29 protein-coding genes, 6 tRNA genes and 4 riboswitches are annotated in these 26,877 nt (G+C 35.7%); of the genes, 32 read left to right on the top strand and 3 right to left on the bottom strand.

The features are described 5' to 3' along the window. Positions 1 to 63: 63 nt before the first annotated feature. The 8 genes from VF726_RS28330 (at position 64) to VF726_RS28295 (ending at position 2,537) form a co-directional block, all read left to right on the top strand. A tRNA-Phe gene (locus VF726_RS28330) sits at positions 64 to 139 on the top strand. A 9-nt stretch (positions 140 to 148) separates the two neighbouring features. Further along, positions 149 to 221, top strand: a tRNA-Thr gene (locus VF726_RS28325). Between the two features lie 6 nt (positions 222 to 227). Next, positions 228 to 298 (top strand) — tRNA-Trp (locus VF726_RS28320). 10 nt (positions 299 to 308) lie between these two features. Continuing rightward, positions 309 to 385: transfer RNA gene (locus VF726_RS28315), tRNA-Ile, on the top strand. 8 nt (positions 386 to 393) lie between these two features. Beyond that, positions 394 to 468, top strand: a tRNA-Asn gene (locus tag VF726_RS28310). A gap of 1 nt (position 469) precedes the next feature. Further along, positions 470 to 541 (top strand) — tRNA-Glu (locus VF726_RS28305). Between the two features lie 130 nt (positions 542 to 671). Further along, entirely contained in the window at positions 672 to 1,091 is a 420-nt protein-coding gene (locus VF726_RS28300) for a CBS domain-containing protein (RefSeq protein WP_440173521.1), read from the top strand. 294 nt (positions 1,092 to 1,385) lie between these two features. Then, positions 1,386 to 2,537 carry a DUF3965 domain-containing protein gene (locus VF726_RS28295; protein WP_440173520.1) on the top strand — a complete coding sequence of 384 codons (1,152 nt, stop codon included), beginning with the start codon at positions 1,386 to 1,388 and terminating at the stop codon, positions 2,535 to 2,537. Positions 2,538 to 3,032: 495 nt separating this feature from the next. On the opposite strand, the gene VF726_RS28290 is transcribed toward VF726_RS28295, so the two are convergent. Both VF726_RS28290 and VF726_RS28285 read right to left on the bottom strand, forming a co-directional pair. Further along, positions 3,033 to 3,371: a hypothetical protein gene (locus VF726_RS28290; RefSeq protein ID WP_440173519.1), complete on the bottom strand. Its 339-nt coding sequence runs from the start codon at positions 3,369 to 3,371 to the stop codon at positions 3,033 to 3,035. A gap of 5 nt (positions 3,372 to 3,376) precedes the next feature. Then, on the bottom strand, positions 3,377 to 4,531 hold the full coding sequence (locus VF726_RS28285) for an SH3 domain-containing protein (RefSeq protein ID WP_440173518.1): 1,155 nt from the start codon (positions 4,529 to 4,531) through the stop codon (positions 3,377 to 3,379). Positions 4,532 to 4,800: 269 nt separating this feature from the next. Beyond that, positions 4,801 to 4,912: riboswitch (TPP riboswitch) on the top strand. A gap of 60 nt (positions 4,913 to 4,972) precedes the next feature. Continuing rightward, positions 4,973 to 5,076: riboswitch (TPP riboswitch) on the top strand. A gap of 82 nt (positions 5,077 to 5,158) precedes the next feature. Here VF726_RS28285 and tenA point away from each other — a divergent pair. The 18 genes from tenA (at position 5,159) to kdpDN (ending at position 20,131) form a co-directional block, all read left to right on the top strand. After that, positions 5,159 to 5,854 (top strand): thiaminase II, encoded by a 696-nt coding sequence (tenA, locus tag VF726_RS28280; protein WP_087957401.1) that lies wholly within the window; start codon positions 5,159 to 5,161, stop codon positions 5,852 to 5,854. Beyond that, positions 5,823 to 6,572 (top strand): ABC transporter ATP-binding protein, encoded by a 750-nt coding sequence (locus tag VF726_RS28275; protein WP_440173517.1) that lies wholly within the window; start codon positions 5,823 to 5,825, stop codon positions 6,570 to 6,572. Before tenA ends, VF726_RS28275 begins: the two co-directional genes overlap by 32 nt. After that, the gene (locus tag VF726_RS28270; protein ID WP_440173526.1) at positions 6,572 to 7,324 is read left to right on the top strand and encodes an ABC transporter permease; all 753 of its coding nucleotides are present in this window, start codon (positions 6,572 to 6,574) and stop codon (positions 7,322 to 7,324) included. The genes VF726_RS28275 and VF726_RS28270 overlap by 1 nt, the downstream gene beginning before the upstream one ends. Next, positions 7,321 to 8,322 carry an ABC transporter substrate-binding protein gene (locus tag VF726_RS28265; protein ID WP_440173516.1) on the top strand — a complete coding sequence of 334 codons (1,002 nt, stop codon included), beginning with the start codon at positions 7,321 to 7,323 and terminating at the stop codon, positions 8,320 to 8,322. The genes VF726_RS28270 and VF726_RS28265 overlap by 4 nt, the downstream gene beginning before the upstream one ends. Before the next feature lie 10 nt (positions 8,323 to 8,332). After that, positions 8,333 to 8,953, top strand: coding sequence for a thiazole tautomerase TenI (gene tenI / locus VF726_RS28260; protein WP_440173515.1), 621 nt, complete (start codon positions 8,333 to 8,335; stop codon positions 8,951 to 8,953). Further along, a complete protein-coding gene (gene thiO / locus VF726_RS28255; RefSeq protein WP_440173513.1) occupies positions 8,946 to 10,055 on the top strand; it encodes a glycine oxidase ThiO in 1,110 nt (369 codons plus the stop codon). Before tenI ends, thiO begins: the two co-directional genes overlap by 8 nt. A 15-nt stretch (positions 10,056 to 10,070) precedes the next feature. After that, the gene (thiS, locus tag VF726_RS28250) at positions 10,071 to 10,274 is read left to right on the top strand and encodes a sulfur carrier protein ThiS (RefSeq protein WP_001049508.1); all 204 of its coding nucleotides are present in this window, start codon (positions 10,071 to 10,073) and stop codon (positions 10,272 to 10,274) included. A 2-nt stretch (positions 10,275 to 10,276) separates the two neighbouring features. After that, positions 10,277 to 11,047 carry a thiazole synthase gene (thiG, locus tag VF726_RS28245; protein WP_097840855.1) on the top strand — a complete coding sequence of 257 codons (771 nt, stop codon included), beginning with the start codon at positions 10,277 to 10,279 and terminating at the stop codon, positions 11,045 to 11,047. Beyond that, positions 11,040 to 12,059, top strand: a complete 1,020-nt coding sequence (locus tag VF726_RS28240) for a thiazole biosynthesis adenylyltransferase ThiF (protein WP_440173512.1) — start codon at positions 11,040 to 11,042, stop codon at positions 12,057 to 12,059. The genes thiG and VF726_RS28240 overlap by 8 nt, the downstream gene beginning before the upstream one ends. Before the next feature lie 6 nt (positions 12,060 to 12,065). Then, on the top strand, positions 12,066 to 12,887 hold the full coding sequence (gene thiD, locus VF726_RS28235; protein WP_440173511.1) for a bifunctional hydroxymethylpyrimidine kinase/phosphomethylpyrimidine kinase: 822 nt from the start codon (positions 12,066 to 12,068) through the stop codon (positions 12,885 to 12,887). An 85-nt stretch (positions 12,888 to 12,972) separates the two neighbouring features. Further along, a riboswitch (cyclic di-AMP (ydaO/yuaA leader) is annotated at positions 12,973 to 13,120 on the top strand. Positions 13,121 to 13,213: 93 nt separating this feature from the next. Continuing rightward, positions 13,214 to 13,600, top strand: a complete 387-nt coding sequence (locus VF726_RS28230; protein WP_440173510.1) for a hypothetical protein — start codon at positions 13,214 to 13,216, stop codon at positions 13,598 to 13,600. Positions 13,601 to 13,616: 16 nt separating this feature from the next. Continuing rightward, positions 13,617 to 13,847, top strand: a complete 231-nt coding sequence (locus tag VF726_RS28225) for a hypothetical protein (protein ID WP_440173509.1) — start codon at positions 13,617 to 13,619, stop codon at positions 13,845 to 13,847. 261 nt (positions 13,848 to 14,108) lie between these two features. Then, a riboswitch (cyclic di-AMP (ydaO/yuaA leader) is annotated at positions 14,109 to 14,254 on the top strand. Between the two features lie 95 nt (positions 14,255 to 14,349). Next, positions 14,350 to 14,454 carry a SipW-dependent-type signal peptide-containing protein gene (locus VF726_RS28220; RefSeq protein WP_440173508.1) on the top strand — a complete coding sequence of 35 codons (105 nt, stop codon included), beginning with the start codon at positions 14,350 to 14,352 and terminating at the stop codon, positions 14,452 to 14,454. Then, on the top strand, positions 14,451 to 14,531 hold the full coding sequence (gene kdpF, locus VF726_RS28215; RefSeq protein WP_000150654.1) for a K(+)-transporting ATPase subunit F: 81 nt from the start codon (positions 14,451 to 14,453) through the stop codon (positions 14,529 to 14,531). Before VF726_RS28220 ends, kdpF begins: the two co-directional genes overlap by 4 nt. Before the next feature lie 19 nt (positions 14,532 to 14,550). Continuing rightward, positions 14,551 to 16,218, top strand: coding sequence for a potassium-transporting ATPase subunit KdpA (kdpA, locus tag VF726_RS28210; RefSeq protein ID WP_440173507.1), 1,668 nt, complete (start codon positions 14,551 to 14,553; stop codon positions 16,216 to 16,218). A gap of 13 nt (positions 16,219 to 16,231) precedes the next feature. Next, entirely contained in the window at positions 16,232 to 18,322 is a 2,091-nt protein-coding gene (gene kdpB, locus VF726_RS28205; RefSeq protein ID WP_440173506.1) for a potassium-transporting ATPase subunit KdpB, read from the top strand. A 16-nt stretch (positions 18,323 to 18,338) separates the two neighbouring features. Beyond that, positions 18,339 to 18,920: a K(+)-transporting ATPase subunit C gene (gene kdpC, locus VF726_RS28200; RefSeq protein WP_440173505.1), complete on the top strand. Its 582-nt coding sequence runs from the start codon at positions 18,339 to 18,341 to the stop codon at positions 18,918 to 18,920. A gap of 56 nt (positions 18,921 to 18,976) precedes the next feature. Next, positions 18,977 to 20,131 carry a KdpD-like non-kinase potassium sensor gene (kdpDN, locus tag VF726_RS28195; protein ID WP_440173503.1) on the top strand — a complete coding sequence of 385 codons (1,155 nt, stop codon included), beginning with the start codon at positions 18,977 to 18,979 and terminating at the stop codon, positions 20,129 to 20,131. 22 nt (positions 20,132 to 20,153) lie between these two features. Here the strand turns inward: kdpDN and VF726_RS28190 are convergent, their stop codons facing one another. Then, on the bottom strand, positions 20,154 to 21,335 hold the full coding sequence (locus VF726_RS28190) for an MFS transporter (protein WP_440173501.1): 1,182 nt from the start codon (positions 21,333 to 21,335) through the stop codon (positions 20,154 to 20,156). A gap of 140 nt (positions 21,336 to 21,475) precedes the next feature. Between VF726_RS28190 and VF726_RS28185 the strand changes: the two genes are divergently transcribed. From VF726_RS28185 to VF726_RS28160, 6 genes are all read left to right on the top strand, one after another. Then, positions 21,476 to 21,937 carry a MarR family transcriptional regulator gene (locus VF726_RS28185; RefSeq protein ID WP_440173499.1) on the top strand — a complete coding sequence of 154 codons (462 nt, stop codon included), beginning with the start codon at positions 21,476 to 21,478 and terminating at the stop codon, positions 21,935 to 21,937. 128 nt (positions 21,938 to 22,065) lie between these two features. Beyond that, complete coding sequence (locus VF726_RS28180) at positions 22,066 to 22,920, top strand: patatin-like phospholipase family protein (protein WP_063263456.1); 855 nt, start codon at positions 22,066 to 22,068, stop codon at positions 22,918 to 22,920. A gap of 220 nt (positions 22,921 to 23,140) precedes the next feature. Continuing rightward, complete coding sequence (locus VF726_RS28175) at positions 23,141 to 23,521, top strand: hypothetical protein (protein WP_440173525.1); 381 nt, start codon at positions 23,141 to 23,143, stop codon at positions 23,519 to 23,521. Between the two features lie 116 nt (positions 23,522 to 23,637). Then, positions 23,638 to 24,711: an ABC transporter permease gene (locus tag VF726_RS28170; RefSeq protein ID WP_440173498.1), complete on the top strand. Its 1,074-nt coding sequence runs from the start codon at positions 23,638 to 23,640 to the stop codon at positions 24,709 to 24,711. 9 nt (positions 24,712 to 24,720) lie between these two features. Beyond that, positions 24,721 to 25,953, top strand: a complete 1,233-nt coding sequence (locus tag VF726_RS28165; RefSeq protein WP_440173497.1) for an ABC transporter permease — start codon at positions 24,721 to 24,723, stop codon at positions 25,951 to 25,953. Then, on the top strand, positions 25,954 to 26,604 hold the full coding sequence (locus tag VF726_RS28160) for an ABC transporter ATP-binding protein (RefSeq protein WP_440173495.1): 651 nt from the start codon (positions 25,954 to 25,956) through the stop codon (positions 26,602 to 26,604). It begins immediately after the preceding gene. Positions 26,605 to 26,877 lie beyond the last annotated feature (273 nt).

The following is a 26,877-nucleotide window of genomic DNA, read 5'->3' as shown; positions in this document are numbered from 1 at the left end:
ACATGCCTGCCTGTCACGCAGGAGATCGCCGGTTCGACCCCGGTCGGGACCGCCATTTATGTTGGCTCGGTAGCTCAGTCGGTAGAGCAGAGGACTGAAAATCCTCGTGTCGGCGGTTCGATTCCGTCCCGAGCCACCATTTTTTTATGCCGACTTAGCTCAATTGGTAGAGCAACTGACTTGTAATCAGTAGGTTGGGGGTTCAAGTCCTCTAGTCGGCATCCTTTAGGGGCATAGTTTAAAGGTAGAACTGAGGTCTCCAAAACCTCCAGTGTGGGTTCGATTCCTACTGCCCCTGTAAAGTATATGGGCCTATAGCTCAGCTGGTTAGAGCGCACGCCTGATAAGCGTGAGGTCGATGGTTCGAGTCCATTTAGGCCCACCATATATTATTCCGCAGTAGCTCAGTGGTAGAGCTATCGGCTGTTAACCGATCGGTCGTAGGTTCGAGTCCTACCTGCGGAGCCATGGCCCGTTGGTCAAGTGGTTAAGACACCGCCCTTTCACGGCGGTAACACGGGTTCGAATCCCGTACGGGTCATAAAAAAAGAGTCAGCACATTGCTGACTCTTTTTTATTGTGCGTTAATCCTCCTTTATCAACTGATTTTCCTGAAATAAATAAAGGGATTTAGGAAAAGCTATGGTATGTATAAAAAGGAGGAGATAAAAATGACACGAGTGAGAGACTTGATGAGCACTCATATTGTACAGTGTACACCGCTAGACAATGTATATGAGGCTGCTGTAAAGATGAAAGAAGAATCGATTGGATTGATTCCAGTTGTTGAAAATGAGCAAGTTGTTGGGCTTGTTACGGACCGAGATTTAGTTGTTCGAGGAATTGCTGAGAAACATCCTGGATCTAATAAAATTACAAATGTAATGACGACAAACATTATTTCAGTTTCTCCAGATGATTCTATTGAAAAAGCTACAGAGTTAATGGCCCAGTATCAAATTAGACGATTACCAGTAGTTGAGAGTGGTCAACTTGTTGGGATGTTAGCGCTAGGTGATTTAGCTATAAGAGAATCAGCAGATGATCAAGCTGGATTTGCTTTAAGTGAAATCTCGGAGCATACGGAATAAAGCAAGACTTTAATTAGCGGGGTAAGTTACGTATAAAAATCAGATGCATTATACTAGTATATAGAATTAAGCTAATATGTTAGCATGATGTATCTGAGACATTATATAATAAGTATACAGTTAGTAATTTCGACAGTTTATTTAAATTTGTCATTCCTAATTTTAAATAAGAGAAAAAATGATATACTGATAGATATAAGTATTATGATAGATTTCGAATATAACAATATTTATTATTAATGATGTAATAATGGATTAATATCTCCTATGTAGACAAAAGGGAAGGGGAATTATATGAAGGCTGTACAGCGCGATCCAAATTGGAATTTGGTTACAGATACATATATAGAGCCAAATAATTTCGCTGAATTATTTTCTTTGCTCGTACCTTGTCACCCAAAAGGTGAAGGGAAAGAACGAACTATATTAGTGTGGAAAGAAAAAGAATTTTATAAAGAAGAAAATTTAGCGGCATTTATCGTATATGGAATGAATAAAGCAAAGAATTTACCGCAGTTTCATAAAGATGAAATTCCAACTTTAGTACGTATTCTTCGCTTATGCCAAGAGATTGGTTGGTATGAAGAAGCAAATACTTTTATGGTAAATCAAGGGCTAGCTGAGTTTGTTCACACTTCATTGGAATATGAAACGTGGGATCTTTTGACGCAGGCGGTTGCTTTAAACTATTTAATTATTAAATATCGTATTGGTGAGTTAACTGATGGGGATGTAGAAATTTGGGATAGAGTTAAATTTAATGAGAAATGTATAACAGACTGTAAACATTTATTATCTCATAAAGAAGTATTAGAATTTACATTCTTTTATATGTGTAAGAGAGCTAAGTCACTATCAAAAGAGCAATTAAATAGTGATATGATGAGTCTAGCAATGTATTGTAATACTTTTGTTTATGACTTATATACACATGACTTATTACGAAAATATCGTAAGTGTACAGACTTCCTATCATACTATGGACCTAGTCAAGCGGTGTTAGCTTGTCAAAGAGCTGTACTTTCTCAAATTTCAGATCGATTAGACCCACTCAAGACTACTCATGTAGATGATTATTTATATGTAATGAAAGATATGATGGAGCATATGACGATAGGAATAATGGATCGATATGATCATTTTATCGGAAAGTTATTATCATATGTGCCATTCTTCGAAATGATCCAAGTTCCACAACATGCATATTATTGTGAAGAATTATTGTATATTTGTAAGGGCATTGAATATAAAGAAGAAATATTACGCAATTATTTATTTATACAATTACATGATTGTTTACCATCATTCTTTAAACTATTTCTTAAAAATAAGCGTTATGCAACGATTCATGACATTCTGTTCTATTGGTGCGATGATGAACAAAGGATGAGCTTAGAGAAAAAATATAATCTTAGCTTTATTTATGAAAAATATGCTTGTGGGTAAAGAGCATTTTCTATATACAGTAAAAAGGATCTCACATAAAAGTGAGATCCTTTTTACTGTATCGAACATGTATATAACTGTTTAAATACCTTTTATGAAAGAGGGCTACTCAAAATTTCATATTAATCTAATTAAGGTTTTAAATTCAATTAGAGCATTTTTTGAATAATCATCACCGTATATTTTCATTCATAAGTAATCTGCCTTTCTATTTAACGAGCTTCCCGATGGAAGTAATACTAGAGGGTTCTAATAGTCCCTTTTCAGCAATAGCCTTAGACAATTCTTATTCGAATAGTCTAGGGCTAAATATCTATTACTCGATTTAATATAGCAAGGAGAATGTAATTAAGACGAGAAATAACATTCCATAAAGGAGAAATTGTGCCGTATTGCTTCCTTGTATACCAAAAAAAGTATTTGTTTTTTTATATAAATTCAATATATATTTTAGTGGATTATCTTTGAAAGATTGATACACAGTGTCTCCTCTTTCTAAGCTTCTTGTTCGTGTTTTTTGTTATTAGGAACATGAATGTATCTAGCTATGAATAATAAAACAGCCATAAAGAATACAGGAACTACGGTAGATAAATAAAAACCATTACTAATAACATTTGTTATTAGGGCACTTAATAGAAAGATGGCATTATAAATATGGGCAATTTTTTGTTTTAGTTGAACTTGAAAGGATTCCATCATAATTTCTAAAGCAACAAAAGCAATGATAATAGATAAAAATACAGTATTTGTATTGTAAATGATTAAACAACAGATTAAGCCTAAAAAGGCTAAGTATTCAATTAAGAGAGGTATATTGATATTACGTGGCATACAATTTACCTAACTAAATATGGCAGTGGGTTTACTGCATTTGTTTTTTCAAAATTCCATTCTCCATTGTGTAATTCAAAATGAAGATGTTGCCCGTATGAATGACCTGTGTTTCCCATATGACCTACTAATTGTCCAGCTTGTACTTGATCACCAGCTTGTACAGTGCGATCTTTCATGTGAGCATAGACTGTTGTATATAATTTCCCGTTTATTTGATGGGCGATGAATACAACATTACCATAGCTAGCTGAATAATATGATTTCACAACTTTGCCTGCCGCTGCCGCTTGGATAGAGACATTACCTGGAGCTGCAATATCTATACCGTAATGCATCTGTTCCCAACGCATATCAAAGGTTGAGCTAATTCTTCCTTGAGTAGGGAATTTGAAAACTGCTGGAATGGAAGCAGTTTGGGCTTTTTGAACTTGTGCTTGATTTTGCACTACATAATGTTTTGCCACGTATCCGTATCCTGTGCCAAAACGAATTTTATACCAAGTTCCTACAGTTTCCACTACTTGTAGTTGTGTTCCATTTTGTAATGAACCAAGTAGTGCACTACTTGTACTAGCGGTGCTACGTACATTAAGTTTAGGTGTTGCAACTGTGTATTTCGTATTATTTTGAACTGTGATGCCTTTTACTAAAGGCTGTGAACCGTTAGAAACGAATGCTTTTTGTACGTAACCTGTTTTGCCATTATGTAAAATTTTATACCACTCGCCTTGTTCTTCTTGAATGGTAACGAATTTCCCATTTGGTAATACATCTAAAATTGAAGATTCTAAATTAGGTTCAGAACGAACGTTTAATGCATTGGCATTAACGATGTATTGATTATTAGATTGAAGTTTGTTTTTTAGTAGAATAGCATCTTTTTGTACGTAACCTACTTTATTATTAACAGATACTTTATACCAGCCATTAGTTGTTTCAAGTATGTTCACTTTCGTATTAAAGCGAATTGTATCAATTGAAGAGCTATTTGCGTTATCTTTTGTATGTAAGGTTACTTGATCGACTTTGACATATCCAGTTTTCACACTAGATAATTGTTCAGCGTTGGCTGTTTGTACATTTGTTTCTCCCATAGAAGGAAGTAAAGAGGCAATTGCGACAGTAGTTGCTGTTAAAGCAGTGGCTTTCATATTCATATAATAGAGACCTCCTCTAGTTGTATAGTTGTAATTTTATTATAGTATAAAGATATAATATAGTGGGTGTATTCACATAAATGTAATATGAAATCAATATAAAAATAAATTTTTTGAGGATAATGATTCCTTATTATCCAATTAATTAGGATAATAATTTCTAAGATAGAATATAAGTATTATATAGTTTCTTTATTTTGTTGACAATTGAGAAAATTAAAACAGTTGATGATGTCTTATTACGATGTTATACTGACAGTGATAATTTCATAGTTTGCTAGGAGAGCTGGTGTTGCCAGCTGAGAGTAGGCCGTAAGCCTTTGATCCTTTTCATTACCTGATCTAGATTATGCTAGCGTAGGGAAGCAATTCGGACAATAATATTAAGTCCCCGTTTCTTTGCGTATAGAAACGGGGATTTTTTGTTTGAAAATTTCATATTGAAACCACTAGGGGTGCTTGTTGTGCTGAGAGAGGAATAATCCTTAACCCTTATAACACCTGATCTAGGTAATACTAGCGAAGGGAAGTGGAGCAACGAATAAATTATAATTTTATTTGCTGTAACCACTTCTTATTTAGAAGTGGTTTTTTATTTATATACACATACTGGAAGGGGATAGGGAAATGAAATTTTGCGATAGATTATTAGAAACTGTACAACCAGTTTGGGAGATGAGTCATAATCATCCGTTTGTAGTAGGTATGGGGGATGGCACGTTAGAAAAAGATAAGTTTCAGTATTACATTATTCAAGATTATTTATATTTGTTAGATTATGCAAAGCTATATGCGATTGGTGTTGTAAAAGCAACGAATCCACAAGTAATGGGGAAATTTGCTGAACAAATTGATGGCATATTAAATGGAGAAATGACAATCCATAAACAATATGCAAAAAGACTTGGAATTTCTATAGAGGAGATAGAGTCTGCAAAGCCATCTGCTAAGAATTTAGCTTATACAAATTACATGATGTCTGTATCTCAAAATGGCACACTTGCAGAATTAATAGCAGCACTTCTTCCGTGTATGTGGAGCTACTGGGAAATTGGAAAGCGTTTAAATGATATTCCTGGAGCAAGAGATCATGAGTTCTTTGGTGAGTGGATTCAAGGATATAGTTCTGAAGAATACGGTAACCTTTGTATTTGGTTAATAGATTTATTAAATGAAATGGCAGTTGGAAAATCTGACAAAGAGCTAGATCGATTAGAGGAGATTTTCCTATATTCCAGTCGATTTGAATATTTATTCTGGGATATGTCCTACCGTAAGGAGATGTGGGGATTTGAGGAGCAAGAACATACTACAGTTTCATAATGTTTCTTTTCATTATGATGAGAAACCAATCATCAATGAATTAAATGCTTCTATACAAGATAAAGAGTTTGTAAGTATTATTGGACCGAGTGGATGCGGGAAAAGTACTCTATTTCGCCTTATTACAGGTTTAGAAGAAGCAAGTACTGGGCAGATAGAGCTGACAGAAACAAAGAGCCATCCTGTAGGGTATATGCCTCAAAAAGATATGCTCTTGCCGTGGAGAACGATTATTGAGAATGCTGCTCTGCCGCTAGAGTGCCAAGGTGTACAGAAGAAAGAAGCACAAATAAAGGCAAAGGAACTGCTACATAAATTTGGCTTACAAGGGTATGAGACAAAGTATCCGAAAGATTTATCTGGTGGTATGAGGCAACGTGTATCCTTTATTCGAACTTTATTAACAGGCGGGGAGATATTGTTGTTAGATGAACCATTTAGCGCGCTGGATGCTTTAACGAAGACATCTTTGCAAGAATGGTTGTTTGAACAATGGAAAGAGTGGAAAAAAACAATTTTATTTATCACTCATGATGTGGAAGAAGCATTGTTTCTTTCTAATCGAATTTTGGTAATAGAGCAGCAACCGATAACTACTTTAACCGAGAGGGTTGTACCGCTTGATTGTAATCGGACAAGAAAAGATTTATATAAGCCTGAAGTGTTAGCGCTTAAAGATGAGCTTCTTAGTATGTTACAAAGGCAGGTACTCGTATGATGAACCGGCTGAAGGAGCTATTACCCGCCCTTACACTTTCTAGTATCTTACTTGCCCTTTGGGAAGTAGGCGCAAGAATTGTAGATGAAATGTACATTTTACCGTCACCGTCTGCAATTGTAATGAAGATATGGAAACTAAAAGATATATTATTTACGGTTCATTTGCTGGCAACATTATACGTCGTTTTAATAGGAGTGGCTATTTCTATCGTACTTGGGGTAGGGTTAGCGATGTTAATGAATGCGAGTAATTGGATGGAGAGAGCATTTTATCCATTATTGGTGGCTTCACAAACGATTCCTATTACAGCGCTTGCTCCGCTTTTCGTTTTATGGTTTGGATATACGATTTGGAGTAAGGTCGTTGTTACGGTTTTAATTACGTTTTTCCCAATTGCAGTCAATACGTATGATGGACTACGCAGTACGAAAAAAGAATGGGAAGAGCTTTTAGTTACGTACGGGGCAACGAAAAAAGATGTTTTTCTTAAATTAAAGTTACCATCTGCTCTTCCTTATTTTTTCTCAGCTTTAAAAATTGCAGTTCCGCTTAGTGTAATTGGGGCAGCAATTGGTGAATGGCTCGGTGCACAAGCTGGGCTAGGGTATTTCAGTAAAAGAATGATGACGCAGTTAGACGGAGCAGGTGTATTTGCACCCATTGTATTGTTATCATTATTAGCTATTTTCTTCGTCATACTTATTTCGATATTAGAAAAGAAATTCATTAGTTGGAGGAAGTATTCATGAAATTATTAAAACGCATCTTTGTGTTCACATTATTAGTTGCAATGATCGCTGGATGTTCTAGTAATTCAGCACCAGATAAGAGTAAAAAAGAAAAAGAAATAACGGTCATGCTTGATTGGTACCCAAATGCGGTACATAGCTTTATTTATGCGGCAATTGAAAAAGGCTACTTTAAAGAAGAAGGTGTAAAGGTGAATATTAAATTCCCTTCCAATCCGACTGACCCATTAACTTTAGCCGCTGCAGGAAAAGTAACAGTGGGCTTATATTATCAGCCTGATGTTGTCATGGCAAAAGCAAATGAACAAATTCCAGTGAAATCAATTGGAGCTGTCGTACGTTCACCATTAAATCATGTTGTATCGCTGAAGTCAGCAGGCATTCAATCGCCGAAAGATTTAGAGGGGAAAACAGTTGGATATTCTGGAACACCTTTAAGTGAGATGTACTTAAAAACGATGGTAAAAGAAGCTGGTGGTAATCCAGATACAGTGAAAGTAGTCGATGTTGGCTTTGATTTAGTACCGGCACTAATTACAAAAAAAGTGGATGCGGTAACAGGGGCATACATTAACCATGAAGTACCTGTTATGCGTCATGAAGGTCATGAACCAGCATACTTTAATCCAGCTGATTATGGTGTACCGAATTATCATGAACTTGTATTTGTAACTGGTGATAAAACGTTGAAGAAAGATAAAGAAGCGCTGCAAGCTTTCTTACGTGGCACGAAAAAAGGCTATGATTTTATGAAGAAAAATCCAGATGAAGCATTAAATATTTTATTAAATCATCAAGAAAAAGAAAATTTCCCGCTTGTACCAGAAGTTGAAAAAGAAAGTATGAAAATTTTATTAGAGAAGATGGAAACGAAAGATGAGCCATTCTTATCAGATTCAAAAGAATCATGGGAGAAACAAAATAAATGGCTGAAAGATAAAGGGATGACAAAAGAAATCGTTCCGGCCGATGATTTATTCGAAACCATTTTAAAGTAGGCGAATGAATATGAAAAATGAGCTTCATGTAATCTCAAATGGTCACATGTCATTCGAAGAGTTAGTAAATATAGCGATGCAAATTGAAAGTGAAATTGATTATTTGCATATTCGTGAGCGTGAGAAAAGTACGAAGGAATTGTATGAAGGTGTGGAAAGTCTTTTGAAGAAAGGCTTTCCGGCATCGAAAATAGTGATAAACGATCGAATTGATATTGCTATTTTATTAAACATTCCGCGCGTGCAGCTAGGATATCGAAGCGCAGATGTAAGGTCAGTGAAAGAAAAGTTTTCTTATTTGCATGTCGGTTATTCTGTGCATTCTTTAGAAGAGGCGATTGATGCATTTAAGAATGGAGCGGATTCACTCGTCTATGGTCATGTATTTCCGACAGATTGCAAAAAAGGTGTACCAGCGAGAGGGCTTGAAGAAATTTCAAACATTGCAAAGTGTTTATCCATACCGATTACAGCAATTGGAGGAATCACCACGGAAAACATCGGGGATGTTCTTACTAACGGCGTCAGTGGTATTGCTGTTATGTCTGGGATTATAAGTAGTAGTAACCCGTATAGCAAAGCGAAATCTTATAAGGAATCAATAAGAAAGTGGGCGGAAAAACATGTGTAAGAAGTATGATGTAGCGATAATTGGCGGTGGTGTAATTGGTAGTTCAGTTGCACATTTTCTAGCAGAAAGAGGACATAAAGTAGCGATTGTAGAGAAGGAACAGATTGCATCTGAAGCCTCAAAAGCAGCGGCTGGCCTGCTTGGTGTTCAGGCAGAATGGGATGAATATGACCCGCTATTTGAACTTGCGAGAGAAAGCCGTGCTATATTTCCACAACTTGCAGAAGTTTTACGTGAAAAAACAGGCATCGATATTGGGTATGAAGAGAAAGGCATTTATCGCATTGCTCAAAATGAAGAAGAGAAGGAAAGAATTCTTCATATTATGGATTGGCAGCAGAAAACCGGTGAAGATTCTTACTTTCTAGCGGGAGATCGTTTGCGAGAGAAAGAGCCATTTCTTTCTGAGTCAATTATAGGGGCTGTATATTATCCGAAAGATGGCCATGTTATCGCACCAGAGCTTACGAAAGCATTCGCACATTCTGCATCATTTTCGGGTGCTGATATATATGAACAGACAGAGGTGTTTGATATTTGTATTGAAAATAATAAAGTGACTGGAATTGAGACAAGCGAAGGTATGATCACTTGCGAAAAAGTTGTGATTGCGGGTGGCTCATGGAGCACGAAGTTACTAGGTTATTTTCACCGCGAATGGGGTACATATCCAGTTAAAGGAGAAGTAGTAGCGGTAAGAAGTAGAAAACCACTTTTAAAGGCGCCTATTTTCCAAGAAAGATTTTATATTGCACCAAAGCGCGGCGGACGTTACGTAATTGGAGCAACGATGAAGCCCCGTACGTTCAATAAAACTGTGCAACCAGAAAGTATTACTTCTATATTAGAGCGCGCGTATACAATATTGCCAGCATTAAAAGAAGCGGAATGGGAAAGTGCATGGGCAGGATTAAGACCACAATCAAATCATGAAGCTCCTTATATGGGAGAGCATGAAGAAATAAAAGGTTTATATGCTTGCACGGGACATTATCGAAACGGCATTTTATTAAGTCCTGTTTCTGGTCAGTATATGGCGGATTTAATAGAAGGAAAGCAGGCGAATCACTTGTTAGATTCATTGCTTTCTAAAACAGTTTAGAAAGGGGATGGAAGTTTGAATTTAAAAATTAATGGTAATCAAATTGAAGTGCCAGAGAGTGTAAAAACAGTAGCTGAGCTACTTACACATTTAGAGTTGGAAAACAGAATTGTTGTAGTAGAGCGTAATAAAGATATTTTACAAAAAGATGATCATACAGATACATCTGTTTTTGATGGAGACCAAATTGAGATTGTAACTTTCGTAGGAGGCGGTTGATTATGTTAAACATTGGACCATTTTCATTTCATTCTAGACTTTTATTAGGAACAGGAAAATTCCCTGATTTTGATGTACAGCAAAAGGCAATTGATGTATCTGAGGCTGAGGTTTTAACGTTCGCAGTACGTCGTATGGATATATTCGATGCAAAGCAGCCTAATTTATTAGAGAAACTTGATGTGAAAAAATATACGTTATTACCGAATACAGCTGGAGCAAAAAATGCTGAAGAAGCTGTTCGTATTGCAAAATTAGCAAAAGCTTCAGGGCTTTGCGACATGATTAAAGTAGAAGTTATAGGTGATGATAGAACGTTATTACCTGATCCGGTAGAAACATTGAGAGCATCTGAAATGTTACTAGAAGAAGGATTCATCGTACTTCCGTACACATCTGATGATGTTGTATTAGCACGTAAATTACAAGAACTAGGTGTGCATGCAATTATGCCAGGAGCATCACCGATTGGATCAGGGCTTGGTATTGTAAATCCGTTAAATTTAAGCTTCATTATTGAACAAGCGACAGTACCAGTTATTGTTGACGCTGGTATTGGTAGTCCAGCCGATGCAGCATTTGCGATGGAACTAGGAGCCGATGGTGTGTTATTAAATACTGCTGTGTCAGGAGCAAAAGATCCTATTAAAATGGCATCCGCAATGAAATTAGGTATTGAGGCAGGCCGTTTAGGATTTGAGGCAGGTCGTATTGCACGTAAACGTTGTGCAACAGCAAGTAGTCCTTTAGAAGGAATGAGCGTAGTTGAATAATCGATATTCTCGCCAAGAACTATTTTCTCCAATTGGAGAAGAAGGGCAACGAAAGATAAGAGAAAAGCATGTACTCATTATCGGTGCAGGTGCATTAGGTAGTGCAAATGCAGAGATGTTTGTAAGAGCTGGTGTAGGCGCAGTAACGATTGTTGACCGAGATTATGTCGATTGGAGTAATTTACAAAGGCAGCAATTGTATGCAGAGAGTGATGTGGAAAATAATCTTCCGAAGGCTGTAGCGGCAAAAAAACGTCTAGAAGAGATCAATCGTGAAGTAAGGGTAGAAGCTCTCGTTCAAGACGTAACAGCTGAGGAATTAGAAGAACTTGTTACAAACGTTAATGTAATTATTGATGCAACTGATAATTTTGAAACGCGTTTTATTGTAAATGATATAGCACAAAAGTATTCTATTCCATGGGTTTATGGAGCATGTGTAGGGAGTTACGGCCTTTCTTACACAATTCTTCCTAGTAAAACACCATGTTTATCATGTTTACTACAATCGATTCCGCTTGGCGGAGCGACATGTGATACAGCGGGCATTATATCGCCTGCTGTATCTCTCGTCGTTTCTCATCAAGTTACAGAAGCTCTTAAATTGTTAGTGGAAGATTACGAATCACTGCGAGATGGACTTGTGTCATTTGATGTATGGAAGAATGAATATTCATGTATGAATGTGCAAAAGCTTCGTAAACACAATTGTCCTTCGTGCGGAGAGAATGCGATATATCCGTATTTAAATAAAGAAAACACATCGAAAACAGCAGTTTTATGCGGGAGAAATACAGTTCAAATTAGACCACCTCATAAAGAGGAAATGGATTTTGAACGATATAAAGAGCTGCTGGATGATCGTGTGAATGATTTAAATGTAAATCCATATTTATTATCATTTTCTGTGGAAGAAAAGAGATTAGTTGCTTTCAAAGATGGACGTGTACTTGTACATGGAACGAAAGATATAAGCGAAGCAAAAACGATTTATCATCGCTATTTTGGATAGAAAAGGATGAGTGGGATGAAAGTAAATAAAGCTTTAACAATTGCAGGATCTGATAGTGGCGGTGGTGCTGGCATTCAAGCAGATTTAAAAACATTCCAAGAGCTTGGTGTGTACGGGATGACGGCTATTACGGCAATTACTGCTCAAAACACGCTTGGCGTTCAAGGGGTATATCCAGTTCCGTTAGAAGGTATTACGGAACAGTTGAATTCAATTGGTACGGATTTAACACCAAATGCTGTGAAACTAGGCATGTTATTTAGTAGTGAAATTATTCAAATTGTAGCAGAACATATTAATAAATTTGGCTGGAATAATATTGTACTAGACCCTGTTATGATTGCTAAGGGCGGTGCATCATTATTACAACAAGAAGCAGTGCAAGCATTAAAAGAATATTTATTACCAGTAGCAACGGTTGTAACACCGAACGTTCCTGAAGCAGAAGTGTTAACTGGACTGGAGATTCATAATGTTGAAGATAGTAAGGAAGCTGCGAAAGTACTGCATGAATTAGGTGCGAAATACGTGCTTATGAAGGGTGGACATGCAGAATATCAAGGTAATGAAGTAATTGATTTACTCTTTGATGGTGAGCAGTTTATTGAATTTAGAAGTGAACGGATTCCTTCAAAGCAAACACACGGAAGTGGGTGTACATTTGCTTCAGCGGTTACAGCAGGACTTGCGAAAGGATACTCAATTGAAGAGGCAGTTCAAGAAGCAAAACAATTTATTAGTATAGCAATTGAAGAGCCGCTAAATATTGGGAGTGGTCATGGGCCGACGAATCATTTTGCGTATAAATTGAATAAAGCGCATGTGTAGGTAAGAAAAAAGTCAGTTGTATAACTGGCTTTTTTTTCTGTTTACTTTTTCCAAATATAGGAGTAACATATCAGCCAGAATATATTTTTGTAATACGCTGAGTCCAATTATATGGAGCGGAGGAACCAATTTGTGCAGTGTCACTAGGGGTGAATCTTTCAATTTTGAAAGTAGGGCTACTCTCAAAGTCCGAATCCGACAGCTAACTTCGTAAGCGTCTTGAGAGAGGACGGTGCCATGATGGATACATCACTTCATCAATCTGATTAGTATAGGGGAATATCAATCTATGTTTGAGTTCTTTTATGCTAAGGAGGATGAGGTACATGGAGCTAACACTTATTTGTGTTGGAGAAGAAAGCAAGGTAAATAGTTTAGTAGATTTAGTAGCTTTTCAACATGAGTTAATTATTTTTACAGCAAATGAAGAGATAGCGGCTGAAGTTAGGAATTGCGGGTTTGATTGGACGTATAATTGTAGTCAGAAGCAGGATTTTACTAGTATTTGTGAGTGTATTAAGAAGGTGATTTTACTAGGTGATGAGCTGCCAATCGTTAGCTTCTTTACAGAACACATTCGCTTTTCTTTTCAAGCACCTATTACTGTTGTTACAAGGAATAAACGATATCCAGCGAGGCTCTATGAAACAATTGGAGCTACATTTGTCGTGTTTACGAATTGTGATAATATTTCTTTTTTATTTTTTGAATAGGGCGGGGGAAAAGAAGATGAATGTGTTGTTACTAGGAGATATAGCGAATCGTTGGGCGGTATCGGTAGAGCGAGTTCAAGAATTGGTGGTGCTCGATCCTATTTTTCCAAGGCCCTATATTATATTGCCATCGAAAGACGCTTTATATTTAAAAACAGATGTTATCGAATATGAGCAGCTACATGCAGAATTGTCACAAGTTTATATTCGCGGGAGAAATTTGCGTACATTTTTACGAGGAGAATAAAAGTTGAATGAAAAAAGAGCGAATGCTAAGTGCAACAAGCTATGCACTGTATGTCATTCGCTCTTTTTATTTCGTATTTAAAATATCATTTCTATGAAAAAGAAAGAAAAGACGAGAAAATAGATGAAAGAATATTAATAACACTCAATGTAAGCGTTTAAATAGATGGATATTTTCTTATTTTCAGTAATTTGCCTCTTTACAAGTGAAATATAGAGGAGTATATTTACTCTCATAAATCATTCATAAAATTTCCAAAAAAACCTAAAATCGCTGAGTTCCAGAAATGGAGCGGGGGAACCAATTTTGTGCATCGTCACTTGGGGTGAATCTTTCAGTTTTGAAAGTAGGGCTACTCTTTAGGCCCGAATCCGACAGCTAACCTCGTAAGCGTTTAGAGAGGAGGTTTACTTTTTGTTGTTCATTTTTTGAACACTGAGTAGAGCTCAGTGTTCTTTTTTAATATTTAATTGGTAAAATTTAACAAAAGTGAGGGGTAGCTATGTTAGATGTTGTAATGATCGGGATTTTTGTTGTGTTAGTCGCATCGATGGCAAGTCTTGCAAGTTGGTCAGATAAAGTTGTGAAAGAAGGGAAGAAATCATGACGATTGCCTTATCGATTATTGTTGCAGCAATTACGGTGTACTTAGTGTATGCATTATTAAATCCGGAAAAGTTTTAATTAGGGGGAGTCATTCATTATGATCTGGGTCGCAGTTGTTATTACAATGTTGTTGTTTATTCTTGTGGCAAAGCCAACGGGAATTTATTTAGAGAAAGCTTTTCAAGGTAGTAAAAAGCTAGATAAAGTATTCGGGCCTTTTGAAAAACTTATTTTTAAAATTACGGGTGTAAAAGAATACAATCAAACGTGGAAACAGTACGCACTATCATTAGTTTTATTAAATGGATTTATGATCGTTGTCGTATATTTCATTTTCAGACTACAAGGAGTATTGCCATTAAATCCAGCACACATTGAAGGAATGGAGCCTACGCTCGCTTTTAATACAGCAATTAGTTTTATGGCCGATACAAACTTACAGCATTATAGCGGTGAAAATGGTTTATCTTATTTATCACAATTAATCGGAATTACATTCTTAATGTTTGCAGCACCGGCAACGACGTTAGCGCTCGTTATGGCATTTATAAGAGGGCTCGCTGGAAAAGAGCTCGGTAACTTTTTCGTTGATTTTACGAGAGCTTTAACGAGAGTATTTCTTCCTATCGCATTTATTGCGGCATTAGTCTTTGTCGCACTTGGTGTACCACAAACGTTAGACGGTGCAGTTACGGCACAAACGATTGATGGGGCAAAGCAAAGTATATTACGCGGGCCAGTTGCATCATTCGTGTCCATTAAGGAACTTGGAAATAACGGCGGTGGATTTTTCGGAGCAAACTCTACGCATCCTTTTGAAAACCCAGGACAAATGAGTAATATTTTGCAAATGATGCTTATGATGTTATTGCCAACAGCACTTCCATTTACGTACGGACGAATGGTAGGAAATAAAAAGCAAGGTCGTATCCTTTTCGTGTCACTATTTATGGTGTTTTTAGTAGGGTTTATAACGATTACGACATCTGAACTACATGGAAATCCAGCGTTAAATGGAATGGGTATACAGCATGTACAAGGAAGTACGGAAGGAAAAGAAGTACGATTTGGAACAGTATTTTCTTCCCTATACGCAACAGTGACGACAGCTGCCGAAACAGGTGCTGTGAATACGATGCATGATACGTTAACACCAATTGGCGGGTTAGTACCACTCGTAAATATGATGTTAAATACAGTATACGGCGGCGTTGGAGCAGGTTTTGTGAACATTATTATGTATGCGATTATCGCAGTCTTTATATCTGGATTGATGGTTGGACGTACACCAGAGTTTTTAGGTAAGAAAATTGAAGGTAAGGAAATGAAATTAATTGCGGTAACGATACTATTTCATCCACTGCTTATTTTAGGGTTTTCAGCATTAGCTCTTTCAACAAGTTTAGGAACGGATGCCATTTCTCATTCTGGTTTCCACGGTTTAACGCAAGTGGTATATGAATACACATCGTCAGCTGCGAATAACGGATCTGGATTTGAAGGGTTAGCGGATAATACACCGTTTTGGAATATTACAACTGGCTTAGTTATGTTTTTAGGGCGCTATTTCAGTTTAATTACGATGCTAGCTGTTGCAGCTTCATTGAAAGAAAAGACGGTTGTGCCAGAAACAGTCGGAACGTTCCGTACGGATAATAGTTTATTTGGCGGTATTTTCATCGGAACAATTGTAATTGTCGGTGCATTAACATTCTTCCCGATGTTAGTACTCGGTCCAATTGCAGAATTTCTTACATTGAAGTAATGGAGGGTAAATGATGAGACCGGTAGTAGTAAAAGAAAAAAGAGTAAATGAGTCACATATACATGCTGTAGAAGATGAAGTTAGACAAGCGAAAACGATGGATCGTGATATCGTGACACATGCGATGAAACAATCCTTTGCGAAATTGAATCCGAAAGTCATGATCAAGAATCCGATTATGTTCGTTGTAGAAATTGGATTTATCATTACGTTTATTTTATCGTTTCTTCCAAGTCGTTCTAGTAGTGTACCAGGATGGTTTAATATAACAGTTTCTCTCATTCTCTTATTTACAGTTTTATTTGCTAACTTTGCAGAAGCATTAGCGGAAGGACGGGGGAAAGCGCAAGCCGATTCTTTAAAACAGTCGAAGAAAGATGTGTTTGCAAATGTTGTAAAAGAAAATGGAGACATTGTTCAAGTTTCAGCAACGGATCTGAGAAAAGGTGACGTTGTTATTGTAAAACAAGGAGAAATGATTCCAAGTGATGGGGAAGTAATTAAAGGATTAGCGTCTGTTGATGAATCTGCGATTACAGGGGAATCCGCTCCTGTTATAAAAGAAGCGGGCGGTGATTTTTGTTCCGTAACAGGTGGTACGATGGTCGTCAGTGATGAAATTACGATTACTATTACGAGTAATCCTGGTGAATCATTTATTGATAAAATGATTTCGTTAGTAGAAGGAGCTGCTCGTCAAAAAACGCCGAATGAGATTGCTTTAAATACAGTATTAACGAGCTTAACTCTTATTTTCTTAATCGTCGTTGTGACGTTACCGATTTTTACAAACTATTTAGGGTTTCAAATTGATACAGCTGTACTTGTCGCGTTGTTAGTTTGTTTAATTCCAACGACAATTGGTGGTTTATTATCAGCAATTGGTATTGCTGGAATGGACCGCGTGACAAAGTTTAACGTGTTAGCGATGTCCGGTAAAGCAGTAGAAGCTGCGGGTGATATTAATACAATTATTTTAGATAAAACAGGTACGATTACTTTCGGAAACCGAATGGCTCATACATTGCTTCCTGTAGGGAATGAAACGATTGAGCAAGTAGGAAAATGGGCAGCAATTAGTTCTGTTTTAGATGAAACACCAGAAGGCCGATCTGTTATTGAATATGTAAAAACGAAATCTTTATCATATGATAGAGCACTTGCAGAACAAGGTGAATTTGTTCCATTTAAAGCAGAAACGAGAATGAGTGGTGTCGATTTACAAGACGGAACGAAAGTGAGAAAAGGTGCTGTAGGTAGCGTGATTGAATGGGTTAGGTCACAAGGTGGAACAATTCCGAAAGATGTAAATCAAAAAGCAGACTTCATTTCAAAAGAGGGCGGAACACCACTTGTCGTTGCAGTGGATAATCGTATTTACGGTTTAATTTATTTAAAGGATACAGTAAAACCTGGTATGCGTGAACGTTTTGAACAATTACGCCAAATGGGGATTAAAACGGTTATGTGTACGGGTGATAACCCATTGACAGCAGCAACCATTGCAAAAGAAGCAGGAGTAGATGAATTCGTTGCTGAGTGTAAGCCAGAAGATAAAATTGCGGTTATTAAAGCAGAGCAAGAGAAAGGGAAACTTGTAGCGATGACAGGTGATGGTACAAATGATGCACCAGCATTGGCGCAGGCAGACGTTGGATTAGCGATGAATAGTGGGACGACAGCTGCGAAAGAAGCAGCGAATATGATTGATTTAGATTCCAACCCGACAAAAATTATTGAGGTTGTAGGAATCGGTAAGCAATTATTAATGACGCGTGGTGCGTTAACTACGTTTAGTATTGCGAACGATATTGCAAAATATTTTGCAATCATCCCAGCGATGTTTACACTTGCGATTCCGCAAATGGAAGCATTAAACATTATGAAATTAACATCACCACTGTCAGCGATTTTATCAGCATTACTATTTAACGCTGTTATTATTCCGTTACTTATTCCATTGGCGATGAAAGGTATCGCATATAAACCGATGAGTTCGAATGCGCTACTTGGCCGAAACCTACTTATTTATGGGCTTGGCGGAGTGATTGTACCGTTCATTGGAATTAAAGTAATTGATATAATTGTCGGCTTGTTCATATAGGGAAGAGGGGAAAAAGATGGCGAAGAAACAAAGTATACTAGCACCAATCATCCGGATTACTTTTACATTTTTAGTTTTGTGCGGCCTTGTATATCCGCTTATTGTAACTGGTATTGCACAAGCAGTAATGAAGGATAATGCGGATGGAAGTTTAATATATAATGATAAAAATGAAGTGATTGGTTCTAAATTAATCGGTCAAAATTTCACAGATCCACGTTATTTTCATGGGCGTGTTTCTAGTATTGAATATAAGGCAGAGGCATCTGGTTCAAATAACTATGCACCGTCTAATCCAGATTTAGAGAAACGAGTAGAGAAAAGTATTGAAGAGTGGCAGAAACAAAACCGGGCTGTTCCAGTTACAGAAGTGCCAATCGATTTAGTGACAAATTCAGGTTCAGGGCTTGATCCTGACATTAGTCCGAAGGCAGCTTCTGTGCAGGTAGATCGCATCTCGAAATTAACAAATATTCCGAAAGAAATGCTAGATCAATTGATTAAAGATCAAACGGAAGGTGCGGCACTTGGCTTATTTGGAGAAAACCGCGTGAACGTTTTAAAGCTAAATTTAGAATTACAGAAACTAATGAAATAGTAACAGTGCTACCTCAATCTAACGGATTGAGGTAGCGTTGTTTCGAAAGAAAGGTTGTGAGTGTTTTGTATGCGGATGACTATAAACCAACTTTTCAGAGGCGAACACCAGAAGAGTATTTAGAATATATTCGTCAGCAAAATCGCGGGAAGTTAAAGCTATATGTAGGAGCAGCTCCAGGAGTTGGGAAAAGTTATAAAATGCTACTTGATGCTAGAGAGATGAAAAAGGATGGTATGGATATTGTAATTGGTTTAATTGAAACGCACGGAAGAAAAGAGACAGAAGACGCAATTGCTGATTTAGAAAAAGTTCCTTTAAAAGAAATAGATTATAAAGGGAAAGTATTTTATGAACTCGATGTGGAAGGAATTATAAAACGTGCACCACAGGTAGTTGTTGTGGATGAACTGGCTCATAGTAATATTCCTGGATCTAAAAATAAGAAACGTTATATGGATGTACAAGAATTGTTAGATGCCGGTATATCCGTCTTATCAGCGTTTAACATTCAGCATTTAGAAAGTGTTCATGATATTGTAGCTCAAATTACGAATGTCAAAGTAAGGGAACGTATTCCAGACTTTATTTTACAAAAAGCAAACGAAATTCAGCTTGTCGATGCAACGCCCGAAGTATTAAGGAAGAGATTAATAGACGGGAAAATATATAAGGAAGAAAAAATAGAGCAAAGCTTACAAAATTTCTTTACGCTCAATAATTTAGGAGCACTAAGAGAATTATCACTTCGTGAAGTTGCTGATGATATGGACGAGAAGATTAGCCAAACCGTTATAGAACCGATTGGCGTGAAAGAAAAAATACTCGTTTGTGTACAATACAGTTCAACAGCTGAAAAATTAATAAGACGGGGATGGCGCATGGCTGATCGGCTAAACGCTGAATTGTATGTATTAAATGTTGAAAGGGAAAATATAGATTCTCTTTCAGCAGGGAAAAAGCAAACAATTGAAGAGTGGAAGGCGCTTACGAATCAATTTGATGCATGTTTTGTTTTAGAAGAGGCAAAAGGAAGAAAGCCAGCGGATGTTATTATTGAAGTCGCGAAAAGACTACAAGTAACGCAAATTTTACTCGGACAATCGGCAAGAACACGCTGGGAAGAAATACGAAAAGGTTCAATTGTAAATGAAATCATGAGAGAAACGAAGTATATCGATATTCATATCGTTGCAGATCAAAGAGTATAGAATAGAGACCATTTGTAGGTCTCTATTTTGCTTTTTGTAAAGCATGAAAATGTATCATTTTCATTGCATATAAAATGATAAGTAGAAATGTAATTGCACCTAGGAAGAAAATCCAAAAGTAATTTTGATTACATAAAAGAAATCCACCTACAAGTGGTCCTGTGCCCATACCGAGATAGCGGATGAAGTTATACATACCGATAGCAGTTGCGCGTTCTTGTACGAATTCTTCTGTTAATAAAGTAGTGTGAGTTGGCATAGAAAGTCCCATACTAAAACCGTATAAAGATGTAATGATAATGATGAATGGGATATTGATGCTATATGTGAAAGAGAATAAAGTGACACATATAATATTGAAGAAACTAGTGATGAATAAAGCTTGCTTTGTTGTGAGGCGCTTTTGCAAAAGCTTGTAGCAATAACTTCCTAACATAATAGAAAGGGACATTGGTACAAACATAAGACCAATTTCATTTGCAGTTAAGTGAAATAAATTTGTTAAAATGCTCGGTAAAAAAACGAGGAAGCAAAAGTAAATACAAAATTGAATGAAGCCAATAAGAGTAATAGAAAATCCAGTTTTATTTTTTAAGATAAACCAGTAACTCTTTTTTGCTTGCGGTTGCTTACTTACAGCTGGTTTTGTTTCTGGAAGTAGTGAAATGTTTATGATCAATAAGATGATACCAATTGTAGACAAAAAGAGAAATACGGATACGTGACCATGTATACTGCCGAGATAACCACCTATGAGAGGGCCAATCGCAGGTGCGAGCGCAAGTAACATTTGATACAGGCTCATTGCTTCTCCGCGTTCTTTTCCTTCAAATAAATCGCCGATAATTGTTGCTGCTACTACAGGTATAACTGCTATTCCTATAGCTTGAACAGCTCTGAAAAATAGAAATACATATATGTTCGCTGAAAAAGCACATCCGATTGAACCGATTGTACTAATGATTAAACTAGGGATAAGGACAGATTTTCTCCCTTTTGTATCAATTAAAGGTCCATATATGAGCTGCATAATCGCAAGAACGAATGTGAAAAGTGAAACTGTTACATTTACAAGATAAAGAGAAGTGTGAAAAGAACTTTGAATCATCGGTAAGATAGGTGTGTAAATATTTTGAGAGAAGGAACCGAGTAAGGCACTCATACAGACAACATATAAAATGAAATGTAGTTTGGATTTTTTCATCGTGTTAACCTCCTTGTAATTTAGTTTCCTGGGAAACTAAATTTATTTTAACATGTTTTTCTCACTTGTAAATATGAAAAAATGATTTTAAAATGGTATATAGTTAAATTGTTTCTTTGGAAACTTAGGGGGCGAACGGGTTGGATTATACAACGAAACAAATGGAAATACTTTCGGACATTCGTACACTTTTGCATAAAAAAGAAGAACATTTAAAAGGACAAAATGAGAAGTTTCTTCGTGAGACAGGTATAAGTGGTATGTCTTTGTCTGAGTTACATGTTATCGAGTGTATCGGAAAAAATGGTTTGATGAATGTAACGGCAATTACGACAGAAATGGGAATGACGAAGGGGGCAATCTCTAAAATTTGTACAAAGTTGTTTCAAAAGCAATTCGTTGAGAAGATGCAAATGTTAGATAATCAAAAAGAAATTTTCTTCCGCTTAACGGAAAGTGGAAATGAAATATATAAAGCTCATAATAAATTGCATAAACAAGCTGAAGAAAAGTGGCTGTTACTTTTAGATGGATATACGAAAGAAGAGCAAGATTTTATTCAAAGGTTTATAAAGGATGTCTCCAAACATTTGGAAATATAATTGGAAGAAAAAACTCCTTTATTTCAAGTCTTTTGAATATAATTTCTAAAAAAACTCATATATAATAGAAATAGATACTTAACATAGTGAATAATTAAAGAGTCAATATATAAAGAGGAGAGAATAACATGCTTGAAAATACGGGGTTAGTATTAGAAGGCGGCGGTATGCGTGGTGTATATACGGGCGGGATATTAGAATACTTTATGGAACAAGATTTATATTTTCCATATGTAATCGGTGTATCAGCTGGTGCTTGTCATGCAGCGTCGTATCTTTCCAGACAAAGAAATAGAAATAAAACAGTAAATATTGATTATGCATCACACCCGCAATATTTATCGTATAAAAATTTATGGAGAAAACGCCAGTTATTTGATATGGAGTTCATTTTTCATGAAATTCCAGAAAAGCATGTGCCGTTTGATTTTGAAACATACTTTAATAGTCCAGAGCGTTTCCTTGTAGGCACAACAGATTGTGAAACAGGACAGTCTGTTTATTTTGAAAAAGAGGGAACGAATGATGATGCACTAAATTTATTACAAGCATCTAGTTCATTACCTTTTATTGCACCTGTAGTAAATTACCGTGGTAAGCAGTTATTAGATGGTGGGATTTCTGATCCAATTCCAGTTCGGAAAGCACAGGAAGATGGATTTAAAAAATCAGTCGTTATTTTGACGAGAAATCATGGTTATGCAAAGAAAAAATCAAAGTTTGGATGGGTGGCAGCGAAAGCTTATAAAAAGTATCCGAACCTTGTTAACACGATGTTGAATCGTTATGAAGTATATAATGAAACACTGCACTACATTGAAAAAGAAGAGCAAGCTGGGAACTTATTTGTTATTCGTCCAGAAGTACAACTTCAAGTAGATCGTATGGAAAAAGATACGGCAAAACTACAAAATCTATATGAGCAAGGCTATGAAGATGCAAAGAGACAGTTTGCAGATTTACAGTCGTTTTTGCAAAAATAATAATTAGGCTGTGGAGATGGAGTTCTCTGCAGTCTTTTTTGTATGATTTGCTTATAACGTTACTTTTTAAAAATGTATAAATGTTTAAGTTTTTAAAGAGTTTGTAAAACATATGGAACACTTATTGAGGAGAATTTACTTGAGAAGTATTATTACGATGTAGCGCTACAAAGCTATTTAATTCATGAGGTGATTGTTAATGAAGGGAAAGGTTTTTTAAATTACGACTTTAGTATTATTAGCAACATCAATCTCAACAAGTGCATTCTATTCAACTTTAAGCGGTCATAAAAGTGGTAATCTGCTATCTTACAGAGCTCAGACGACTACGAATCAAAATGCATCCCGCTGTTCAGTAGCGATTTCTTTTATTAATTCAAATGGCAGCAATTCATACATTGCAAGTGCTTCGGATAAATTAGGATCCCATGAATCTGGAAGAGCATTAAATGCTACTGTGAATAATGGTGCATATAACGCTTTTGGTGCAAAAGGACTATACTCTGAGCATTATGCTAATGAGGATAATGACTATCAAGAAGAGATACGAAAAGGTAATTTTGATAGTAATGGAAACTTACGATTGCAAAGAAACCTTTGATAGTAATAGGAACTTACGATTACAGTGATAACAAATAAAATAGTTGTCTTTATAAATATATGGATAAGGAGAAGGGGATGTTCATCATCTCCTTCTTATCTAAAAGGAGCAGGTTCATGTATTTAGCTTTTAAAAATATAAAAAGAAACAAACTATTTTCCGTAATTCTTCTTATGTCATTTTTTATTTCTTTTCTTTCTATATCAGTAGCCGCGCTTTTAACAGAGTCTAAACGAAACTTTATAGCTGCCTTTCAAATTGGTTTTCCGGAAAAGAATCAAACGTTAACTGTTCCGATAGCGAATGAAACCGAATTGGAAGCGATAATTCCTCTTATACAAGATAATTTTGTGAAAAGTGATATTTATGTAGAAAATTTAAAAGCATTGAATAGTTCAGGTGCAATAAAAATTATAGCTGTGAACTTAAAAGATGAGTATTATTGGACGCCATATATTTCTGAAGGGCAATATTTTCATCACGGGAGTTTAAATGATATGGTTGTTGGTGATCAAACGAATGTAAAAGAATTATATGAATTTGATGATACATATAAAAAAATAGGAACTATATCGAGAATAGACAGTGATGTCGGTGTAGCGGGCATATACATTCCGCTTCAAAATTTACCTACTATATCTAAAAAAGGTATTATCGCTAGTAAACAATTACAGTTAACAGTTGTTAATCCTACATCAACCATCTATAACGAAATAAAGACATTTATGAATAGGAGCAAAGAAGTACTTTCGGGAGAGATTCAAATACTGAATGAACGAGATCTTCAGGAACTAAATGTAACACATATAGATCCAGCAAATAAGTACTATTATAAATTCATTCTTGTTGCAATCGTTTCGGTCATTTCCGCAGTGTTATTTTGGATTTACAAAAAAGAGAGAGAGATTTCATTAAAGAAAGCAATAGGTGCTTCTAATAGATCGATTTACTATGAACTATATATTCAAATTTTGTTTATTGCTCTAGTAGCGATGTTATTGGTTTTTCTTACGTTAGAAATATTTTCTGGAGCCATTCATACGTATTTTCAAACATACTTACTAAAACCGTTAACACCGTATGTATTCATATATAATGTTATTTTTATGATTTTTCTTACAATGTTTGTTACTGTAATTCCAATTAAGCACATTATAAATATATATCCTGGAAAACATTTAAGAACGTAGGAGGTCGTCATGTTTTTTATATTTGATTCTATACGGTCTGTGAAAAAACGGTTGTTACCAAGTTTGATGATAGTAATTTCTTTAGTGATTGCATTTTCTTCATCTATAGAATTTATTAGTAATCTTTCGGGATATCGAAAAATGATGACAGTGGCAAATAATTTATCGACTAATAAAAATTTCTATGAACTTTATGCGACGCAAGATATAACGTTATTTAGCGAAGAAAAAGCGAAAAATGACTATCAGCATTTCATTCAAGGGTTATCTAATACGATACCAATAACAAATAAAACAAATTATTTGTTCCGTAACTATTCATTTAATTTTAAAAAAGAAAATGGAACTATAAAGACTCTTATTGTTGATAAAGATATTAATAAATACTTTCATATACGAATTTCACAAGGAAGATATTTTGAGGAGTCGGAATTTCATAAATCAGTATTTGATATTAGACCTGTTATATTAGGGGCTAATTATAAAGAAAAGGTGTTTATTGGGGATATCATACCATCTGGAAAAATGAAGCTAAAAGTAATTGGCTTTTTAGAGGGAAATTCACCATTTACATATCCTCGGAGCGGTGAAATATCGGATAATCGTATTACATTATTAGATGACATGGCTATTTTACCAATTGGAACAGAAGAAATAGAGTTCTATAGTGTAGAACTTTTATACAATGGATTAATTATAGAAACAAATGAGAAGATAAATATAAATGAATTTCAAAAGAACGTATTAAAGGTAACAGAAGGTAAGGGGTATTCGTATTATGTTACAAATCCGAATAAGTTGTTAGAAAACGAAAAGCAAGGTATTGATAATATGTCATACCCTTTATTATTAAGCGGCACAGTTTTATTTTTTTCATTTCTATCTATTGTATTAACATCAATGGCAGCACTTTATATGGAGAGTAAAAATATTTCTATTAAATCAGCGTTAGGTGCAAGTACTTTTCAAATATGTCTTCCATTTATTATTGAGTATATGTTGTTATTCATTTTATCGATATGTATAGGAAATACGTATTTTCAATGGGAGAATAGTGGAGCGATTGAAATTCAAAAGGGGTTAGAAAATAGTACCGTATCTTTTTTTGGAACGTTACAAGTATCTAAAGAATCATTGATTGTTATAAGTACGATATCAATTGTAATGATCTTCATTATATATACAATTATTTATTTCAATGTATTAAAAATAAAAAATACATATATGAAAGAGGTGTTATAGATGATTCAGCTCGCAAATGTGGCTAAGGGTTTTGGAAAGAATGATTTTAGTGCTTTAAAGGATATTAATCTTACAATAGAAAAAGGCGAAATGATAGCTATTATGGGACCCTCTGGTTCTGGAAAATCTACTCTCCTTAACATTATTGGCTTAATCGATAGCCCCTCTGCTGGAAAGTATTTTTTAGATGGAATGGATACGAGTACATTAAAGGCAAATTATCATAAGTATAGAAATATGGAAGTTGGATTTGTGTTTCAGAACTTTTCACTACTCGATGATTATACAGTTGTTGAAAATGTAATGCTTCCGCTTGTATATAGAAGAATTTCTCATAAGAAACGTATGCAAATATCAAAAGAAATGCTGAAAATGGTAGGGCTTGAGGGGCATATTAACAAATATCCTTACGAGTTATCAGGAGGAGAACAGCAAAGAACAGCGATAGCAAGGGCTTTAGCACAAGATACAAAAATTATACTTGCTGATGAACCGACTGGTGCTCTTGATCAAGAAAACGGGAAGAAAATTATGAGCATCTTAAAAGAGATTAATAAACAAGGGAAAACGGTGCTTGTTGTAACACACGATCAAAAGGTAGCTGCATACTGCCAGAGGACAATACGACTACTTGATGGCAATATTCAATAAATATTATGATGTAATATGATAAGTATGTGGAGAGGTGATACATATGGAAAATGTATATAAAGGACTTAGGCATACTGGAGCAGCTTATTGAGTGTAGTGTAGGATGGTAATGGTTATTTCATCAGTTTTCATTCCAAAGTACAGTAAAGAATTACAAGTAAAAGAGAAGTGTTAAAAGTAATTCGTATGATTGTTATAAAAGGAAAGTAGAGCATCGAAATTAGATGCTCTACTTTCCTTTTATAAATAGAAAATCCCTCTTTATGAGGGATT

The organism is Bacillus sp. Brlt_9 (genome assembly GCF_051948935.1).
In the GTDB taxonomy this organism is placed as follows: domain Bacteria; phylum Bacillota; class Bacilli; order Bacillales; family Bacillaceae_G; genus Bacillus_A.
This window is presented reverse-complemented; position numbering and strand designations above follow the sequence as displayed.

Excerpts from the sequence above, each read along its gene's own strand:
- VF726_RS28300 (WP_440173521.1), top strand. The coding sequence starts at position 672 with ATGACACGAGTGAGAGACTTGATGAGCACTCATATTGTACAGTGTACA.
- VF726_RS28295 (WP_440173520.1), top strand. The coding sequence starts at position 1,386 with ATGAAGGCTGTACAGCGCGATCCAAATTGGAATTTGGTTACAGATACA.
- VF726_RS28290 (WP_440173519.1), bottom strand. The coding sequence starts at position 3,371 with ATGCCACGTAATATCAATATACCTCTCTTAATTGAATACTTAGCCTTT.
- VF726_RS28285 (WP_440173518.1), bottom strand. The coding sequence starts at position 4,531 with ATGAATATGAAAGCCACTGCTTTAACAGCAACTACTGTCGCAATTGCC.
- tenA (WP_087957401.1), top strand. The coding sequence starts at position 5,159 with ATGAAATTTTGCGATAGATTATTAGAAACTGTACAACCAGTTTGGGAG.
- VF726_RS28270 (WP_440173526.1), top strand. The coding sequence starts at position 6,572 with ATGAACCGGCTGAAGGAGCTATTACCCGCCCTTACACTTTCTAGTATC.
- VF726_RS28265 (WP_440173516.1), top strand. The coding sequence starts at position 7,321 with ATGAAATTATTAAAACGCATCTTTGTGTTCACATTATTAGTTGCAATG.
- tenI (WP_440173515.1), top strand. The coding sequence starts at position 8,333 with ATGAAAAATGAGCTTCATGTAATCTCAAATGGTCACATGTCATTCGAA.
- thiO (WP_440173513.1), top strand. The coding sequence starts at position 8,946 with ATGTGTAAGAAGTATGATGTAGCGATAATTGGCGGTGGTGTAATTGGT.
- thiG (WP_097840855.1), top strand. The coding sequence starts at position 10,277 with ATGTTAAACATTGGACCATTTTCATTTCATTCTAGACTTTTATTAGGA.
- thiD (WP_440173511.1), top strand. The coding sequence starts at position 12,066 with ATGAGTGGGATGAAAGTAAATAAAGCTTTAACAATTGCAGGATCTGAT.
- VF726_RS28230 (WP_440173510.1), top strand. The coding sequence starts at position 13,214 with ATGGAGCTAACACTTATTTGTGTTGGAGAAGAAAGCAAGGTAAATAGT.
- VF726_RS28225 (WP_440173509.1), top strand. The coding sequence starts at position 13,617 with ATGAATGTGTTGTTACTAGGAGATATAGCGAATCGTTGGGCGGTATCG.
- VF726_RS28220 (WP_440173508.1), top strand. The coding sequence starts at position 14,350 with ATGTTAGATGTTGTAATGATCGGGATTTTTGTTGTGTTAGTCGCATCG.
- kdpF (WP_000150654.1), top strand. The coding sequence starts at position 14,451 with ATGACGATTGCCTTATCGATTATTGTTGCAGCAATTACGGTGTACTTA.
- kdpA (WP_440173507.1), top strand. The coding sequence starts at position 14,551 with ATGATCTGGGTCGCAGTTGTTATTACAATGTTGTTGTTTATTCTTGTG.
- kdpB (WP_440173506.1), top strand. The coding sequence starts at position 16,232 with ATGAGACCGGTAGTAGTAAAAGAAAAAAGAGTAAATGAGTCACATATA.
- kdpC (WP_440173505.1), top strand. The coding sequence starts at position 18,339 with ATGGCGAAGAAACAAAGTATACTAGCACCAATCATCCGGATTACTTTT.
- VF726_RS28190 (WP_440173501.1), bottom strand. The coding sequence starts at position 21,335 with ATGAAAAAATCCAAACTACATTTCATTTTATATGTTGTCTGTATGAGT.
- VF726_RS28180 (WP_063263456.1), top strand. The coding sequence starts at position 22,066 with ATGCTTGAAAATACGGGGTTAGTATTAGAAGGCGGCGGTATGCGTGGT.
- VF726_RS28170 (WP_440173498.1), top strand. The coding sequence starts at position 23,638 with ATGTATTTAGCTTTTAAAAATATAAAAAGAAACAAACTATTTTCCGTA.
- VF726_RS28165 (WP_440173497.1), top strand. The coding sequence starts at position 24,721 with ATGTTTTTTATATTTGATTCTATACGGTCTGTGAAAAAACGGTTGTTA.
- VF726_RS28160 (WP_440173495.1), top strand. The coding sequence starts at position 25,954 with ATGATTCAGCTCGCAAATGTGGCTAAGGGTTTTGGAAAGAATGATTTT.